Genomic DNA, 15,851 nt, shown 5'->3' on the forward strand with positions numbered 1-15,851 from the left:
GAACTGCAGGAACGGACAGCAATCATCATAACAACAAACAAGGGATTCGAAGAATGGACAGAGTTCCTTGGGGACGCTGCGCTTGCGACCGCTATATTGGACAGACTCGCATATCAATGCGACAAGATCCCGATGAATGGGAAGAGCTACAGGCTCGAAAACAGAAAATCATTTTTAGAAGAAATGGCATAATGGCAGGGATGGAAAAAAAAATGCCGCGGACTATGGAATCTTAAATGCCGCGGATTATGGAAAATTATCTGCCGAAATTTATGGAAAAGTACTTGCCGGTTACAGAAACGTCATACTGGGGATTGTACGTATCAAAGGAGATGATGAATATAGAGACACTCAGCAGTGAACTTGCAGAACAACTGATAGATAAGGTAGTGGTAAGCCAGGAGAAAGAAGTAGAAATCATATGGAAGTTTACTCCAGGATTGAAGATAGTGAGCTGAGCAGTATTACCATTCACATCATATTTTTGTCCATTTACTACAGAAATGCTATATATAGATTAATCTTATTGTATTATCCAATCATCAAATGAAACACATAAGTGGAGGTTAGGAAAAATGACAACAAGTACAATATTAGTTTTAGTAATATGTTGCTTCTTATGTCCGATGGGAATGTTCGTAACAATGAATTCTAAGAAGAATAAAAAAGATAGTGAAGATAAAGATAATAAGTAGAATGATGATTAAGGAGGATACGACAATGACAAATACAGTTATGAATACAAATAATAAGGAAACAAAGGTTACAGAGACAAAGGTATGTGCAATTCTGCATTCTATAACAACAGTGCTTTGGCTATTTAATGCGGGAATGGTTCTTTCAAGCTCTATTTCTTCAGGTGAAAAGATTGGATGGAACTTCTGGTCAGATATAGCACTTGCAGTAGTTTTTGGAAGCTGTGCAGTAGAATATTTTCTTAAGTGGAATAAAGAAAAAAAGGTAGAAACAACAAATACATATATTGCTTAGTAAAGCGTTTATATAGACGATGAGCAGAGAGGAGTGAATAATAGTCTTTCGGTGCATTTCTTCTACAACTGCATCAGAAGATGTGGTTATGGAAAAATATAGACAAAGGCATTCGGTTATGTTACGGTAGGGATATAAAATTTCCACAACTTACTCGAAATGTTGTGTTATGGAAGAAAAGGTGGGAATATATGATAGGTAGAGAAGAGGAAATCAAATATCTCGGCATTAAGCCGGAGTCTCTAAGCAGGATAAAAAGTTCACTGAAAGAGAAGAAGTGACCATAGAATAAACAAGGTGGGGAAATCCGAGTCAGTAAGATAAACTGGCTCGGATTTTTATTAGGAAATTAGATCGCTCTCAGAAGTTTTTGTCAGATGATAACAAATACAATTATCGGTCGTTTTTGATTTGAAATTGTTGAATATTTATACACTCTATGCTATTCTGCTCATTACAACAATGGTCACTTTTACATGATTGGTATCATTTATAGAGGAAGATATATGCAAGTAAAAAAAGAGGAAATAAAGAATAAGATAGTCTCGGTTGCAGAGAGATTATTCATTACAAGAGGATATGAAAACACTTCCTTAAAACAGATTGCAGACAGAAGCAACATTAGTAAGAGTAATATATATCGTTATTTTATTTCAAAAGAAGAAATATATGAGTTTTTGACAGGTACTGCAAGAAAAGAAATAATTGGGACAAGTAATAAGTTCTTTACGCCTGAATTTATAGAAAAATGCACTTCGGACAAGTTAGATGAGATATCTGTTTTTCTGACCAATCTTCTAAGCAGGAATCGTTCCGGGATACTGATAATGCTTCGTTCAAGTGTCGGATCGGATAAAAAAATGATAGAAGAAATGATTATAAAGAACTTTATTGAAGCTTGTCCGGTGGATGACGAGAACATAAAGAAACTTATTTCAAGGATTATGATCTTCGGGCTGACAGAAATTCTCCTCAATTATTCGGATGAGAAAAGTATGGCAAAAGAGGTGAATGCTCTAATCTGTTATCATTATCTGGGACTGAATGGTGTAAAGGAGAATGTTGGAGTAGAAATTCAATGAAAAATGCAATTAAAACACTACGGACATTTAAGAAGGTATCTGAGTCACCGCTTTATACTATGGATTATACCGCAGATTATCAACTTTATCGTCTGCTGGAAATGGGGGCGAGAACCGATTCAGAATTTGCAAATAATGTATGCAGAATACTCTTAAATGGACTTCCTGTGAAGGTAAAGCCCGAAGGAGCTTGTAGCACATTTGTTGCATCGACGCAGGATAATCAGAAATTATTTGCTCGTAACTTTGATTATAAAAGTGGTATGGCGATGCTGATAAGAACGACCCCTAAACAAGGCTATAGGTCAATCGCATTATCTAACTTGGGGCATATCGGATTTGATTATAATCATTTGCCCGAAAAGAGTTTTCTCAGCAGATTCAGAACTTTGGCATCTGTATATTCACCGTTGGATGGAATGAATGAAAAAGGTCTTGCTGTGGCTGTCAATACGGCTGTGGAGCAGATTGTTCATCAAAGTACAGGGAAAACACCTGTTATGACTACACTTGCTATCAGGTTATTACTTGATAGAGCATCGGATGTAGAGGAAGCTCTGGATATACTTAGAAATATTGATATGAATTCAAGTGGTAAGATTGGATATCATTTTCATGTAGCTGATCGAAGTGGTGATTCAGCAATAATCGAGTATATCAATAACGAAATGGTCGTTATACGCAAAAAGCCGGAGAGCAGGAGTTTTTGCCTTACTAATTTTACGATATCAACAAAAGAAAAAAATGGTACTGGTAAGGAACGTTATGAAATTATTGATAGACGACTCTATGAAAAATCATCAATACTTAGTGAGAAAGATGCTATGACGCTTCTTAGTGAAGCCCAAATGGATGGACATAAATATTATGAACCGGGCCACATGTATTATGACAGCATTACCCAATGGTCTGTTATATATAATCTTAGTAAATGTACAGCTGCTGTCACAATCAAGTCGGATTTCGAAAAAATATATAATTTTGATTTAAAAGAAAACTAAGGAGTTGGATACGGTAAGTGAAATCGGTTCTAAAGTCGGGAAAAATAAATGTAGGAAGGCAGTTTGAGGTTGACTGCGTCAAGTTTTTTGCAATCCCATTTATGGTTTGTATTCATTTCTATGAACAGTTTGGTGCATATGATTTTGTAAATGTTATTCCTAATACAATGTTTCGAATTATGATAGAGTTTGTCGGAGGACCTCTTGCTGCGCCTATCTTTATGTTTTGTATGGGTATCGGAATGATATACACTAAACATAGTTCCTCTTCCGATTTTAAAAGGCGTGGAGTTAAGCTGTTAACAATAGGTTATGCCCTAAATTTTTTCAGACAGACGTTACTTCAGCTGATTGGAATGATGGTGGGGATCGAAACAGATATTGATATTATTGGAGGGCTACTTTGTGTTGATATCCTTCCGTTTGCCGGAATGGCATTTCTCTTTATTGGATTAATGAAAAAATGCAAATTTTCTACTATCAGAATCTGCGAGATGGCGTTTCTTATGCAGGCTATCGGAATATGGACGACAAAATTGCATATGAAACCAAGCGCTTTTCAGAATCTTCTTGGGCTTATTGTACCTACGGGGAAATGGACTTCGTTTCCTTTGACATTATGGATAGTATATCCTGCTTTGGGGATGCTCTTTGGGAAGTATCTTGAAAAGTGTGAGGATAAGGATCGAATGTATAGAAATCTGATGTTTTATTCAATGGTTTTCTTTGCTGTATATACTGTGGGACTTCTCTATATAGGCTTTGATATTCGTAAAAATTTTGCCTTATATAAAGACTCGTATTACCATCATAATATTATTAGTACGCTATGGACTATCCCTATTATTATAATTGCACTCAGTACATGTCATTTTCTCTTAGGTAAGCTTGAGCAGACAAAACTTGGAGAATTTATCAGATATTTAAGTGAAAACCTTAATACGATATACATTATTCAATGGTTGATTATTGCTTACTCTGTGGCAATAAGTATATTGTTGGGAATCGATAAGACCTATTCCCCGATAATCATTATAATTGGTGGGTTTATCGTTACATTTGTTGCCGTCATCTTATCAATACCTTTTGTCAGAATAAAAAGGAACAGAAAACTGAAGACTAATTAACATATGTTAATGAATAGTTCTATGATACCTGTTATTTTTGTACTGAGTTCAGATTGAACCCCAAATACTATCTATAATTGGGAGGTGGAGTCATGCAGGAGCAAGATAAAAAATGTAATGATAATAAAGAGGTTATGATCGGAACGTGGGCGTGGGGACCCGGATACAATGGCTCCAGGCTTATATTCGGTAAAAGCTACGATGATTCAATGCTCAGAGATACTTTTGAAAAGGCAACTAAACTTGGATTTCTTAAGTGGGACACAGCTGCTGTTTACGGGATGGGTTCATGTGAGAAGCTACTTGGTGAATTCATAAACGGCAGAGAGGATATATTTCTTTCGACAAAGTATTTTCCGGATAAGAAATATAAGGCAGGAGCATTTACTAAATCTTTTGAAGAAAGCATGGAACGACTGCGCCTTAAGTCGGCTGATCTCTTCTGGCTCCATGCCCCTAAGAACATAGAGAAGAATCTAAGTGAGGCAGTTCCTCTTATGAGAGACGGTCGTATTAAATCTATAGGAATATCAAATGTTTCTATGGAAGATATAAAGACTGCTGAAAAATTCCTTGAGAAGAATGGCCTTAAGCTGGGTGCTGTTCAGAATCATTTCAGTTTGCTCCGAAATGATCAGCAACCGATTATTGATTACTGCAACAGTAAGGGAATTCAGTACTATGCATATATGGTTCTTGAGCAGGGAGCATTGGCGGGAAGATATAATGCCAAGAATCATTTCCCTACATTTTCGATGAGGAACCTTGCGTTTCCTAAGCGCAAGTTCAAGAAGATAGAAGGTCTTCTCAGTATGATCAGGGCTATAGCTGACAAGTATGGGATAGATCAGTCGCAGGTGCCAATCCTTTGGGTAATTGCACAGGGGGCAATTCCTATAATCGGTATCACAAAGCCAGTCTATGCCGAGAGGTTATCTGCTGCACTTAAGTTGACTCTCGCTGATGAAGAAGTGAGTAAACTCACTGCTGAAGCTAAAAAGACCGGAATCAGACAGCAGGGTTCGTGGGAACCACAATAATGATAAAAATAGGAAGGATACGTTAGGTCTTATGATAATAGTATTTGTTCTCGTTGCAGTTATTATTTCAGTGATCTTCTTTATACAGGCATATAATCTGAAAAAGCTGAAAGATAGATGCACTGTGAATGTTACGGCTACATGCGTGGACATAGAAACTAAAGCAGCAGAATTTGGACGTAGAAATACACATTCCCAGAATGCCACATATTCATTTTATTATAATGGACAAAATTATATTGGACGGAATTCAGTGTGGACATCAGCAGGATTCTCTGGATTATATGTTAAAAAGAATGATGTGGTAGATGTATTTATAAACCCAGCTGATCCGAATCATGATGTATTTGATTCATTTGCGAAGAGGGAACTCAGAAATAATATTCTTATAGGAATAGTTTTTCTGCTCGCACTAATGCCGTTCGTATTTATGAAAATCATATTTCATTTTGTATTATTCAATCATTGAATATAAAGGATAGGTGAATGAAATGAAGAGACAGGCAGGTATTAACTGGATGTGCTTTGGGATTTTTATTGTAATGCTTGTAGTGTTAATTGACACAAGGCTAACAGTAATTCCAGATGCTTTAGCTTATATCGGTGCTGGTATAGGAGCGTTGCTTTTCTTTGTGGGAGCATATAAATATAAGAAGTATAAAATCAAAGATAAAGATGGAAATGTGGGAGACTAGATTTTAAAGAAGTATATACCGGAAGATACTGAAGGGGACAAATCAGAAATTTATATACGGAGTGGACAACTATGGTTATAGATAATACAACAAAATATGATGAAATATGGAACTCCGTCTATAGCAAGCTGAGTTTTTCTCCTTCATGTGAGTACAGAGGTCATTCGTTAAATGTTGCTATGCCGTTTCATATCAACGAAAATCATTCTGTATATGCTATTGAAGATATGACAGATTATCAGCTGGATATGCTTAGTGATACCATGAGAAAGATATTCATAAAGATCACAAAGGAAGGTCTAAAAATATACGCACTTGATTGGCAGCATTCTGCCTTTTTATATGACCCGAGAAATCTATCTGAACAGAGAAGCTGTGTAGTGAAAGACGAAAGATACACAAATGGAGAATACTCTGCATATTTTCCTTCGTTCTATCCGGACGGTGATTACTACTTTTTTATTGAAGAAAACTTTGAATTTGGTTACCTGGGGCATCCGTGGAGGCAGGAAATATGGATATTTGGAAGAGACTTAATTAAAGAAATAGAACAAGTATATCTAGAATTAGGCTGGAAGAAGTTGAATTAAATCCTGATTTGTCATGATGAACGTTGGAACATAAAACTGGAAGATTATGTTTGAATCTTAACATATGTCAATGCGAATAATATAAAGTAATGGTATTGTTTCTTTCAGGAGGTGACATCATGAAAGAAAATGATATCAAGAATGCCGGAAAGGCATTAACAATTACCACTGTTTTGACACTTTTTATTGCCACTTTTGAAATGGTAAATGCGCTTAGGTTCTATAAGCCGGGGATGAATCTGCTTGATATAGCAAGCTATGTACAGGCTAATAGATGGATATTTGCTTTCACATTTATATTTGCAAATCTTATCATTTTTCCAAGTGCTCTGCTTCTTTATAAGGCGAATGGTATTAGTCTTAAAAAGGAAATATACGAAAAAGAGACTCTTGGTGCTGATATTCTTTGGGGTGTGATACTCGCAATTGTAGCCAGCCTGTTAAGTCTTCTTTCTTTGCCTATCTATAAGGGTCGCACAGAACTTGCTTTTGTAGATGATGAAAAGATGGGAGTAGGAATAACTATTCTTTATGTAATTGCACTGGTCTTTGTGAGTGGAATTTGCAAGGAAATATATTACAGGGGCTTCGCTAAGAAATTTTGTGGGTCGGTATTTGGAGATATGGCTTCACTTATACTCTTTAATATGCTCTTTGGGTTACTTGACTGGTATAATTTCGGATATTCCTTTGTGCTTGGACTTGTATGCATCTTTGGTTATCAGAAAAGAAAGCACATGATAGTTCCTATGATTATACATGGTGGAGTGAATTTAATTAGTATTATATACATCATTGTTATGGGTGGTTATTAAGGAGGCATTTCTATGGATAAAGATTATTTTGTAAAACAACTGATGATATTTGCAGAAGAATACAAAATTGATGTAAGTGAAGAACTGGTCGGTGATATAGTGAGTCTTGCCAGTTTCAGAGTAGTAAAGAAAGGAGAGATTCTTGCTTCTATAGGAGATGATACAACCTACGCAGGGCTTATCCTGTCAGGACTGGCACGTTCATATTACATAGATAATGACGGAAATGACATTACAAGAGGTTTTGCTCCGGAAGGTGTAATGTTTATGGATGAGGGCTTTTTTGGATATACAGAAAGAAACTGTATGTGGGAAACGCTCGAAGAAACAACCATCATGATTTGTGAGACAACAGCAATAAAAAAGATAATTAAGGAAAATGTCTCATTCAAAGATGTGTGGATTTATCTTTTGGAAAGTGCACTGAGATATAAGATATACAGGGAGAATGGCTTTCTTGTAGAAAATGCAACAGAAAGATACATACATTTTAAAAAGCTATATCCTGATCTGAACGAAAGAGTACCTCAGCGACATATAGCAACTTATCTTGGTATCACACCGGAATCTCTTAGCAGGATTAGAGGCGCAATGAAGGAAGATTAGATTTCAGTTACAGTAAAACTTGCTATTGTAATATTCTTTAATCGATCTCTAATTTCGTTTTAATTATTTGTTAAAATATATTGTTTATAACCGCATCGAAAAGGAACTAAAACCTATTGTAGCGATAATTGTCAGCGCTGTTTTGTTTTGGATGCTCAGTGAAAAAAGCAGTGCACAGAGGGTAATATCGAAAATAGAACATTATAAGAGAAGCAATTAATATGAAGATAGAATATAGGCAAGCTGCTATAGAAGACGCAGAGGTATTGATAGATATTTATAATTCAGCCTATTATGACGATTATTTACGATATGGCTACTGCCCAGGATATGGAATCATAAAAGAAAGGATGGAGGATTCTATAAGAGGGTTCTCTAAATATATCATTATGTGTGATGACATGCCAGTTGGTTGTGTTTCCAGCAAGCAAATAGAAACTGGAGTATATGAGGTTGCCAACTTGTGCATTATTCCAGAGTATCAAGGCAAAGGAATAGGGACTCAGGCAATTCAGTTTTTGAAGACAACTCTTGATGATTGGAAGATACTCACTTTAGTAACACCATTAGACAAGAAACAAAATGTAAAGTTTTATACTGAAAAATGTGGATTTCGTATAGAATCAACTGAAAGAGATGGCGATGTTGAACTCGCTCGATTTGTTAAGGAAAGATAAATTGGAATATAAATGGTGAAAGGAATTTTTGTAGATGAAGAAATACATTCCTGCTCAAATGATTCGAAAAAGCAGATTTATTACATTTTTTGAGACCTGGAGTAAAAATGAGAAAGCACAGCTTATTACACAAATGAACAGGCTGATAAAAGAAAACTAGGAATATGCGGACTCAAATAATTATGGACATCTTTGTAATCTGCTTACTTCCATCGCCATGATAATGGTTCTCGAACAAAACGGGAAAACACGCGAAGAAGCGGAAAAAGAAGTATCAGAGGCTATGTACGAATATATAAAACCTCAGATTGTGTCTATGAAGAAGCTTGCAAGTCACGGCTGGTTCGTAAGATTCCTTAAAATAACCATGCCACTCAAATTTAAGAAGACTCTCGGGTATGGATGGAGTGTGGAGTTTCCCAAATGCCCTTCAGATACATTTACGATGATAACGCATAAATGTATTTATCAGCAACTTTTTGCAAGGTATGGAATGCCGGAGATGACAGCTCGATTCTGCAAGGTTGATGATATACTGTATAGCGATCTTCCGAGAGCTGAGTTTATTTATACTCAACAGATAGGAAATGGTGGGAATATGTGTGATTACTCCTATAAGAAAAGATAAACCGGAATAAAATATACTAAGAATTTATAGTAGTTTAAAATCGGAATTGAACTTAATAATATATATATCGATAAGGCGTCTATGATTAAAAACTTGTAGGCGTTTTTCTTCTATTCAGAGTAAGGGGATTATGATACATTGAAAATGTAGAAGTTTTTGAACTAGCTAATTGATAATCTAAATAATTAACATATGTGATATTTTTTGTTGGTTAAGTGGTGAATAATTAGGGTAGCATGTCATAATGTAGAATACTCTGTATTTTCCAATACCCTTTGAAAGCCCCAATTTAGGGGCTTTTTGAAAATCTCACAGAATTTAGGTGTTGACAAAACGTTGGCACGGGCAAAACATACGCATCTGCCTTCGGACTTCGTGATGCTATGGGTGATAATAATGGTAATGTGAAGAGTGGTTTCAAGAATAATTCTAAGAAATCTAACCGTATTCTTTTCATCGTCCACCGTGAGCAGATTGCAAAACAGGCGTTGAAATCATATAAGAATGTTTTCGGTCGAAGTAAGACATACGGACTTCTTTCAGGTAATAGCAAGGATACTGATGCAGATATCCTTTTTGCTACTATGCAAATGATGTCAAAGGAAGAGGTTATGACGCAGTTCCAGAAGGACTGTTTTAAAACTATTGTCATAGATGAGGCGCATAGAACAGGGGCGGCAAGTTATCAGAAGATTATGGATTATTTTGAGCCGGAGTTTTGGCTTGGTATGACGGCGTCTCCTGAACGTACAGATGACTTTGATGTGTTCGCGACATTTGATCACAACATTGCTCTTGAGATTAGACTTCAGCAGGCTATGGAGGAAAATCTCCTCTGTCCATTCCATTACTTTGGTATAACAGATATGGAAATGGATGGAATTGTCATCGATGAAAAAACTGAAATAGAAAACTTTAGATTCCTTGTATCTGATAAAAGAGTGGATTACATCACTCGGCAAATGAACTTCTATGGTTATTCAGGTGACAGAGTGAAGGGACTTATCTTCTGTAGTTCCAGGAAAGAAGCAGAAACTCTAAGTGGAATCTTTAATGAGAGGGGATATAAGACGAAGGCTCTTACCGGGGCAGATTCTCAGGAAGAAAGAGAAGATGCGATAGAACTTCTGACAAAGGATATTCAGGTTGATATAGATGGAACAAAGCATGGGGATTATCTCGATTACATTTTCACTGTGGATATATTCAATGAGGGTGTTGATATCCCTGAGGTGAATCAGGTTGTTATGCTCCGTCCGACAGAGTCGCCGATTGTATTTATCCAGCAGCTTGGTCGTGGTCTCAGAAAGGCTGATGATAAGGACTTCGTAGTTATCCTGGATTTCATTGCTAACTATAAGAATAACTTCATGATTCCGATTGCTCTTTCGGGCGACAGGACCTACAACAAAGACAATATCCGCCGTTATGTTACTGAGGGTGAAAAGGTTATTCCGGGAATCTCGACAATTCATTTTGATGAGATATCCAAGAAGAAGATTTATGCTGCAATCGATACGGCAAACTTCAGCGATATCAAGCTTATCAGAGAAAACTACAAGAATTTGAAATACAAGCTGAGATGCATTCCAAACCTGATGGACTTCGACAGATACGGTGAAATGGATGTACTCCGAATATTCGATAATAATTCCCTTGGTTCATACTATAAGTTCCTTGTGAAGTATGAGAAGGATTATAAGATTAGGCTTTCTGCAAATGAAGAGAAGATAGTCGAATTCATTTCCAAGAAGCTGGCGAGTGGAAAGCGTATTCATGAGCTGGAAATGTTATCTCGTATGCTGATATATAAGGACACTCTGGTTCAGGGGATGAAGACTTCCTTGAAGGAGAATTACAACAAGGACTGCCCGGACAAGGTTGTGAAGAGTGTCGTGAATGTACTTACAAATGAATTCCCATCCGGTTCCGGAAAGAAGACCTACGAGGATTGTGTATTTATCGAGAAGAGCCAGGATGGTGATTTCGAGATAAGCAAGCCTCTACAGAAAATGATTCATAACAAAGAGTTCTACGACATTGTGAAGGAGCTTCTTGAATTCGGAAGATACAGATACGAGCGTGATTATTCCAAGACTTACCAGGATACGGAACTCGTGCTGTATCAGAAGTATACCTACGAAGATGCATGTAGACTTCTTAATTGGGAGCATAATGAAGTACCACTCAATATCGGTGGTTATAAGTATGATAAGACTACTAAGACATTTCCTGTCTTTATTAACTATGATAAAAGTGATGACATTCAGGATACTATAAAGTATGAGGATCATTTCACATCTCGAAGCTCACTCATTGCGATATCAAAGCAGAGTAGAACAGTTGAATCAGAAGATGTTCAGAACTTCCTTCATGCAAAGGAACGCGGCATAGATGTTGAACTTTTTGTGAGAAAGAATAAAGATGATAAGATATCCAAGGAGTTCTATTATCTTGGTAGAATGACAACTACAGGATTTACAAGACCATTTATTATGCCGAATACTGATAAGACCGCGGTTGAGATAGAGTGGAAGCTGGATACTCCTGTTAGGGAGGATATTTATCAGTATATAGTTAATGGGTAAAAAATTATTTTACGACATCTTTTTGACAACTCACAACAGATTACAACTTCATAACTATCCTTTAGTGTATTATTCAGATATAAGATAAATGAAAGCGAGCGAATCGCAATAAATAAGAAGACTGGTAAAATGATCTATGGAATCTATACTGGAGATAGTCGTCTGATTGGAGAAGTTTCTCTGTTTGCATGTGTAGAGACAGGTTATTGGTTATTTACAGCACTTGAGAAGAATAAAAAAGAAAAAGAAGCATCCTAAGTTATCAATGATATTAAACGCAATTACAGCAGCAATATGGATATTTATTACGGCAATGAATCTTTATTCGCTGAATGAATATTCTCATGTAAATACATTCAGTCCATATTTTACTGGAGCTCTGGCACTCTTTTACACCGGAATGACACTTGGATGTGCATGCAAATATGCTAAGGCAAAGAAGCTTGAGAGAGGTGAGTAAGTCTGTCAATGAGTACATCAATTGCTAAAGCTGTCAGTAATAGAAGGTGTCTTGATTCCAGTGCTTCGTATGAAAGAGTATTGAAAATTCGATAGTTCCCAAAACTAATTGAATTTTGGGAGAAAGAATAATATAATTGGGAGTAAGAGATTTTCTCCCAACAGATGAGATAATCTCCCAAAAGTAATTATAAAATGGGCGATATACAATTGCCATGGGAGAAAGGAGTTTCAGCTGATGCGACAATTTGATTATTCTTATCTCGCAGATAGAACATGGGATAATGAGATAATGTCGTATATTTCAAAGATTCATGAGTATAAGGGTAAGCAAGAACTTTTCTTGCGTCAAAGACCTGTGGAACTGAACAGACTCATTGAAATCGCTAAGATACAGAGTACCGAAGCATCCAATAGGATTGAAGGTATCATCACTACTAATGCCAGATTGAAGCAACTTGTAGCTGATAAAACAACACCTAAGAATCGTGATGAAGAGGAAATTCTGGGGTATCGAAATGTGCTTAATCTTGTGCATGAAAACTACGAGGTGTTACCGATTCGCAGTAGCTATATCCTTCAGATGCATCGTGATTTGCTGAAATATACGAACTATTCATATGGCGGTCAATTTAAGACTACTCCAAATGAGATAGATATGGTGCTTGAAAATGGTGAGAAGGTTGTTTTATTCAAGCCTCTTGAACCATACGAGACAGCACCGGCAATCGAAGAGATTTGCACCAAGTATCAAGAAGCCTTGGATAAGGAGCTTGTAGACGAGTTGATCTTAATTCCATGCTTTTTACTTGATTTCCTTTGTATTCATCCATTTAATGATGGAAATGGACGTATGAGCCGTTTGTTAACGTTGCTTCTGCTATACCGAAGTGGATATCTGGTAGGTCAATACATCAGTATTGAAAAAGCAATTGCTGATACTAAGGAAGCTTATTATGATGCGCTTCAAAGAGCCGACCAGGGATGGCATGAGGGGACGAATGATCCTAAGCCATTTATCAAATATATGCTGAGTATAATTCTTTCTTGTTACAGGGAATTTGAAGCGAGAGTGTCTATCGCTTATGTATCAGGGGCAAAGAGTAGATCTTATGATGTTGTAAAGGCTTATGTCAGCGAACGTATTGGTAAGTTCTCTAAGCAGGAAGTTCTTATGGGATGCCCAAGTTTGGGAAGTTCATCTGTTGAGTCAGCTTTGAAGAAACTTGTTGAGGATGGAACGCTTGTCAGAATTGGCGCTGGTAGGAAAACTTTGTATGCCAGAGCAGATTCTACCATCAGTTGACGGTTGGTTGCTCTTCCAACATTATAGTAATTGAAGCATTATACCGGAATTAAAACATGCTAATGGATTGTAATGATTGCAGAAAGGGCGAGATGAAAATGGACTTATGATAAAAGTGATGACATTCAGGATACTATAAAGTACGAAGATCATTTCACATCCCGCAGCTCACTCATTGCTATATCAAAGCAGAGCAGAACAGTTGAATCAGAAGATGTACAGAACTTCCTTCATGCAAAGGAACGCGGCATAGATGTTGAACTCTTCGTGAGAAAAAACAAGGACGATAAAATCTCCAAGGAGTTCTATTATCTTGGTAGAATGACAGCTACAGGATTTACAAGACCATTTATTATGCCGAATACTGATAAGACCGCGGTTGAGATGGAGTGGAAGCTGGACACACCGGTGAGAGAGGATATTTATCAGTATATAGTTAATGGGTAAGAAATTTTACCCATTTATGACATCCTATAGCATAAAATAAAAGGAAATAAGGCATATCGTAGTTACGTAATAGTAGCTACGATATGTTTTTTTTGCTGACTAGGGACATTGAAACCATGATAATCTATGTTATAATTAATTTGTTTTCCGAAACTGATGTGTTTTTTTTTTCGGAATGGCTTGTAAAAGTTTATTACAGGATAATGAAATAAGCAAATCGCAGTTTGTAGGAAAAACAAAATTCCGATTTTCTATATAATCTCAAGATGAAATAAAACTAGACAAACGTGTCTACCAAGATGTATACGGTATTTTCTCACTTTATGTCGTGTTGTTAGTTGGTAGATTGATATATTCTTCAAGTGGAAGGAGAAAACGACATGGACCAGAAAAAAATAGGTTTGTTTCTTAAAATGTTAAGAAACGAAAAAGGATTGACACAGGAACAGCTTGCAGAAAAGCTGAACGTATCTAATCGTTCTGTTTCACGCTGGGAAACAGGAAGTACATTGCCGGATATTAGTCTGATAATAGAACTGGCGGATTACTATGAAGTAGACATTAAGGAATTAGTCGAAGGTGAAAGGAAAAGTGAGATTATGAATAAAGAATTAACAGAAACATTTGACAAGATTGCAGAGTATTCAATAGAAAGAAAGAAATCACAATTACAAAAATATGGGATTTTTACAGAGATATTAATTGTTATAGGCATTATTATTTCATTTACCCTTGCTAAATTTGTTGCAGATAATACTGCTCAACTTATCGTGACTTTAATATGCGGATGGTTTGTATGGGGATATGGTATAGTGCTTAGAGTTAAAATAAGAAAAGAGTTAAACGAACTAACCAAGAGATAGTTTTTTGATGATATGTTAAAAAAGCAAAGAAAAGCAATAGTGATTGGATTTGTACTGTGTGCAATCAAAGATATGATGCTATTAGAATTTTGAAACAGCTAAACGGTGAGTAACTTCAAATTCAAATTTGTTGAGAAATTCAATTCCAGTATTATCTATTAAGAATCGGAATTTCACGGTGAGGTAGTAATATGATTCGGATTATGAAAGCAAGTGATTTAGCACAATGTGGTAGGATTTATGCAAAAGCATTCCCTATGGAGCATTGGGGAATAGATTGGACAGCAGAAAATGCAACAGAATATCTTCAAGATTTTTTTGAACAGAAAAGGTTTGTCGGATATGTATATGAAGATAATGAAGAGGTGATAGGTTGCATATTCGCACTTTGTAAGATTTCAGGAAGCAAAAATGAGATTTACATTAATGAGATGGCAGTGCTTCCTGAACGACAGGGTCTTGGAATAGGTAAGCAACTATTGAATGCTGTTAAAGATTACAGTAAAAATAACGGACTTGCAGGAATTGTACTTTATACAAGTGAGTATGCCCCAGCAGCAAAGTTTTATGAAAAGAATGGGTTTAAGTTGTCAAATGGGACTATATGTATGTACTGTGAGTGATCAAAGGTATATAAAAATTTCTGTTTGTCAGAGCGACAAATTCAGGTTTTTCGAGATGAATGATAGAACATAAAACAGGAAGAAAACTGACAAATAAAAGTGAAAAAATGCGGATTGCCGAAATATATCGCGAGGTGATTTAGGGTATCCTAGAGAACAAAATGGTATGATCTGACAAAATTTCGCAAACGGGGAAATGTTTCTTTTTCAGATATCATTCATAATGGACATGTAAGCAGGAGGACGAAAGCATGGAATGGATTGAAGCATTACAAAAAGCCATCACGTATATGGAAGAACATCTACTCGAGGAG

Annotated in this window: 19 protein-coding genes and 2 pseudogenes; all 21 read left to right on the forward strand. The window is 36.3% G+C overall.

The window, feature by feature from the left end; all coding sequences use genetic code 11:
* Window positions 1-192: ATP-binding protein (locus B5D25_RS11920; RefSeq protein ID WP_159444175.1), on the forward strand; the 192-nt coding region annotated here is incomplete at its 5' end.
* 44 nt (window positions 193-236) lie between these two features.
* Window positions 237-458 carry a hypothetical protein gene (locus B5D25_RS11925; RefSeq protein ID WP_078788192.1) on the forward strand — a complete coding sequence of 74 codons (222 nt, stop codon included), beginning with the start codon at window positions 237-239 and terminating at the stop codon, window positions 456-458.
* 262 nt (window positions 459-720) lie between these two features.
* Window positions 721-990: a hypothetical protein gene (locus B5D25_RS11930; RefSeq protein ID WP_078788193.1), complete on the forward strand. Its 270-nt coding sequence runs from the start codon at window positions 721-723 to the stop codon at window positions 988-990.
* Between the two features lie 506 nt (window positions 991-1,496).
* Window positions 1,497-2,072, forward strand: coding sequence for a TetR/AcrR family transcriptional regulator (locus B5D25_RS11935; RefSeq protein WP_159444176.1), 576 nt, complete (start codon window positions 1,497-1,499; stop codon window positions 2,070-2,072).
* Entirely contained in the window at window positions 2,069-3,073 is a 1,005-nt protein-coding gene (locus tag B5D25_RS11940) for a carcinine hydrolase/isopenicillin-N N-acyltransferase family protein (protein WP_078788195.1), read from the forward strand. The genes B5D25_RS11935 and B5D25_RS11940 overlap by 4 nt, the downstream gene beginning before the upstream one ends.
* Window positions 3,074-3,090: 17 nt before the next feature.
* Window positions 3,091-4,200, forward strand: coding sequence for an acyltransferase family protein (locus B5D25_RS11945; RefSeq protein ID WP_078788196.1), 1,110 nt, complete (start codon window positions 3,091-3,093; stop codon window positions 4,198-4,200).
* A 92-nt stretch (window positions 4,201-4,292) separates the two neighbouring features.
* Complete coding sequence (locus tag B5D25_RS11950; protein ID WP_078788197.1) at window positions 4,293-5,240, forward strand: aldo/keto reductase; 948 nt, start codon at window positions 4,293-4,295, stop codon at window positions 5,238-5,240.
* A gap of 31 nt (window positions 5,241-5,271) precedes the next feature.
* Complete coding sequence (locus B5D25_RS11955; protein WP_078788198.1) at window positions 5,272-5,709, forward strand: DUF3592 domain-containing protein; 438 nt, start codon at window positions 5,272-5,274, stop codon at window positions 5,707-5,709.
* Window positions 5,710-5,731: 22 nt separating this feature from the next.
* The gene (locus tag B5D25_RS11960) at window positions 5,732-5,935 is read left to right on the forward strand and encodes a hypothetical protein (RefSeq protein ID WP_078788199.1); all 204 of its coding nucleotides are present in this window, start codon (window positions 5,732-5,734) and stop codon (window positions 5,933-5,935) included.
* A gap of 71 nt (window positions 5,936-6,006) precedes the next feature.
* Window positions 6,007-6,525: a DUF2716 domain-containing protein gene (locus B5D25_RS11965; protein ID WP_078788200.1), complete on the forward strand. Its 519-nt coding sequence runs from the start codon at window positions 6,007-6,009 to the stop codon at window positions 6,523-6,525.
* Between the two features lie 119 nt (window positions 6,526-6,644).
* Window positions 6,645-7,340: a CPBP family intramembrane glutamic endopeptidase gene (locus B5D25_RS11970; protein ID WP_159444177.1), complete on the forward strand. Its 696-nt coding sequence runs from the start codon at window positions 6,645-6,647 to the stop codon at window positions 7,338-7,340.
* Window positions 7,341-7,352: 12 nt separating this feature from the next.
* Complete coding sequence (locus B5D25_RS11975) at window positions 7,353-7,946, forward strand: Crp/Fnr family transcriptional regulator (protein ID WP_078788202.1); 594 nt, start codon at window positions 7,353-7,355, stop codon at window positions 7,944-7,946.
* Window positions 7,947-8,167: 221 nt separating this feature from the next.
* Entirely contained in the window at window positions 8,168-8,623 is a 456-nt protein-coding gene (locus B5D25_RS11980) for a GNAT family N-acetyltransferase (RefSeq protein WP_078788203.1), read from the forward strand.
* Between the two features lie 223 nt (window positions 8,624-8,846).
* A complete protein-coding gene (locus B5D25_RS11985; protein ID WP_159444178.1) occupies window positions 8,847-9,251 on the forward strand; it encodes an L-2-amino-thiazoline-4-carboxylic acid hydrolase in 405 nt (134 codons plus the stop codon).
* Window positions 9,252-9,589: 338 nt separating this feature from the next.
* A pseudogene (locus B5D25_RS11990) lies at window positions 9,590-11,839 on the forward strand (DUF3427 domain-containing protein); the annotation flags it as partial.
* Window positions 11,840-11,968: 129 nt separating this feature from the next.
* Entirely contained in the window at window positions 11,969-12,097 is a 129-nt protein-coding gene (locus tag B5D25_RS13210; RefSeq protein ID WP_278286124.1) for a hypothetical protein, read from the forward strand.
* Between the two features lie 7 nt (window positions 12,098-12,104).
* Complete coding sequence (locus tag B5D25_RS11995; protein ID WP_078788206.1) at window positions 12,105-12,299, forward strand: hypothetical protein; 195 nt, start codon at window positions 12,105-12,107, stop codon at window positions 12,297-12,299.
* Window positions 12,300-12,536: 237 nt separating this feature from the next.
* Window positions 12,537-13,604: a Fic family protein gene (locus tag B5D25_RS12000; protein WP_078788207.1), complete on the forward strand. Its 1,068-nt coding sequence runs from the start codon at window positions 12,537-12,539 to the stop codon at window positions 13,602-13,604.
* Window positions 13,605-13,718: 114 nt separating this feature from the next.
* Window positions 13,719-14,051 (forward strand): annotated as a pseudogene (locus B5D25_RS12005) (DUF3427 domain-containing protein); the annotation flags it as partial.
* Between the two features lie 380 nt (window positions 14,052-14,431).
* Window positions 14,432-14,914, forward strand: a complete 483-nt coding sequence (locus B5D25_RS12010; RefSeq protein WP_078788209.1) for a helix-turn-helix domain-containing protein — start codon at window positions 14,432-14,434, stop codon at window positions 14,912-14,914.
* 191 nt (window positions 14,915-15,105) lie between these two features.
* Window positions 15,106-15,537, forward strand: coding sequence for a GNAT family N-acetyltransferase (locus B5D25_RS12015; protein ID WP_078788210.1), 432 nt, complete (start codon window positions 15,106-15,108; stop codon window positions 15,535-15,537).
* Window positions 15,538-15,851: the final 314 nt, after the last annotated feature.

The organism is Eubacterium ruminantium (genome assembly GCF_900167085.1).
Classification (GTDB): Bacteria; Bacillota; Clostridia; order Lachnospirales; family Lachnospiraceae; genus Eubacterium_Q; species Eubacterium_Q ruminantium.

Bases quoted from the DNA above. Each gene is read 5' to 3' on its own strand.
- B5D25_RS13210 (WP_278286124.1), top strand. From the start codon at position 11,969: ATGATCTATGGAATCTATACTGGAGATAGTCGTCTGATTGGAGAAGTT.
- B5D25_RS11950 (WP_078788197.1), top strand. From the start codon at position 4,293: ATGCAGGAGCAAGATAAAAAATGTAATGATAATAAAGAGGTTATGATC.
- B5D25_RS11975 (WP_078788202.1), top strand. From the start codon at position 7,353: ATGGATAAAGATTATTTTGTAAAACAACTGATGATATTTGCAGAAGAA.
- B5D25_RS11955 (WP_078788198.1), top strand. From the start codon at position 5,272: ATGATAATAGTATTTGTTCTCGTTGCAGTTATTATTTCAGTGATCTTC.
- B5D25_RS12000 (WP_078788207.1), top strand. From the start codon at position 12,537: ATGCGACAATTTGATTATTCTTATCTCGCAGATAGAACATGGGATAAT.
- B5D25_RS11965 (WP_078788200.1), top strand. From the start codon at position 6,007: ATGGTTATAGATAATACAACAAAATATGATGAAATATGGAACTCCGTC.
- B5D25_RS11980 (WP_078788203.1), top strand. From the start codon at position 8,168: ATGAAGATAGAATATAGGCAAGCTGCTATAGAAGACGCAGAGGTATTG.
- B5D25_RS11960 (WP_078788199.1), top strand. From the start codon at position 5,732: ATGAAGAGACAGGCAGGTATTAACTGGATGTGCTTTGGGATTTTTATT.
- B5D25_RS11970 (WP_159444177.1), top strand. From the start codon at position 6,645: ATGAAAGAAAATGATATCAAGAATGCCGGAAAGGCATTAACAATTACC.
- B5D25_RS11995 (WP_078788206.1), top strand. From the start codon at position 12,105: ATGATATTAAACGCAATTACAGCAGCAATATGGATATTTATTACGGCA.
- B5D25_RS11935 (WP_159444176.1), top strand. From the start codon at position 1,497: ATGCAAGTAAAAAAAGAGGAAATAAAGAATAAGATAGTCTCGGTTGCA.
- B5D25_RS12015 (WP_078788210.1), top strand. From the start codon at position 15,106: ATGATTCGGATTATGAAAGCAAGTGATTTAGCACAATGTGGTAGGATT.
- B5D25_RS11985 (WP_159444178.1), top strand. From the start codon at position 8,847: ATGGTTCTCGAACAAAACGGGAAAACACGCGAAGAAGCGGAAAAAGAA.
- B5D25_RS11925 (WP_078788192.1), top strand. From the start codon at position 237: ATGCCGCGGATTATGGAAAATTATCTGCCGAAATTTATGGAAAAGTAC.
- B5D25_RS12010 (WP_078788209.1), top strand. From the start codon at position 14,432: ATGGACCAGAAAAAAATAGGTTTGTTTCTTAAAATGTTAAGAAACGAA.
- B5D25_RS11930 (WP_078788193.1), top strand. From the start codon at position 721: ATGACAAATACAGTTATGAATACAAATAATAAGGAAACAAAGGTTACA.
- B5D25_RS11940 (WP_078788195.1), top strand. From the start codon at position 2,069: ATGAAAAATGCAATTAAAACACTACGGACATTTAAGAAGGTATCTGAG.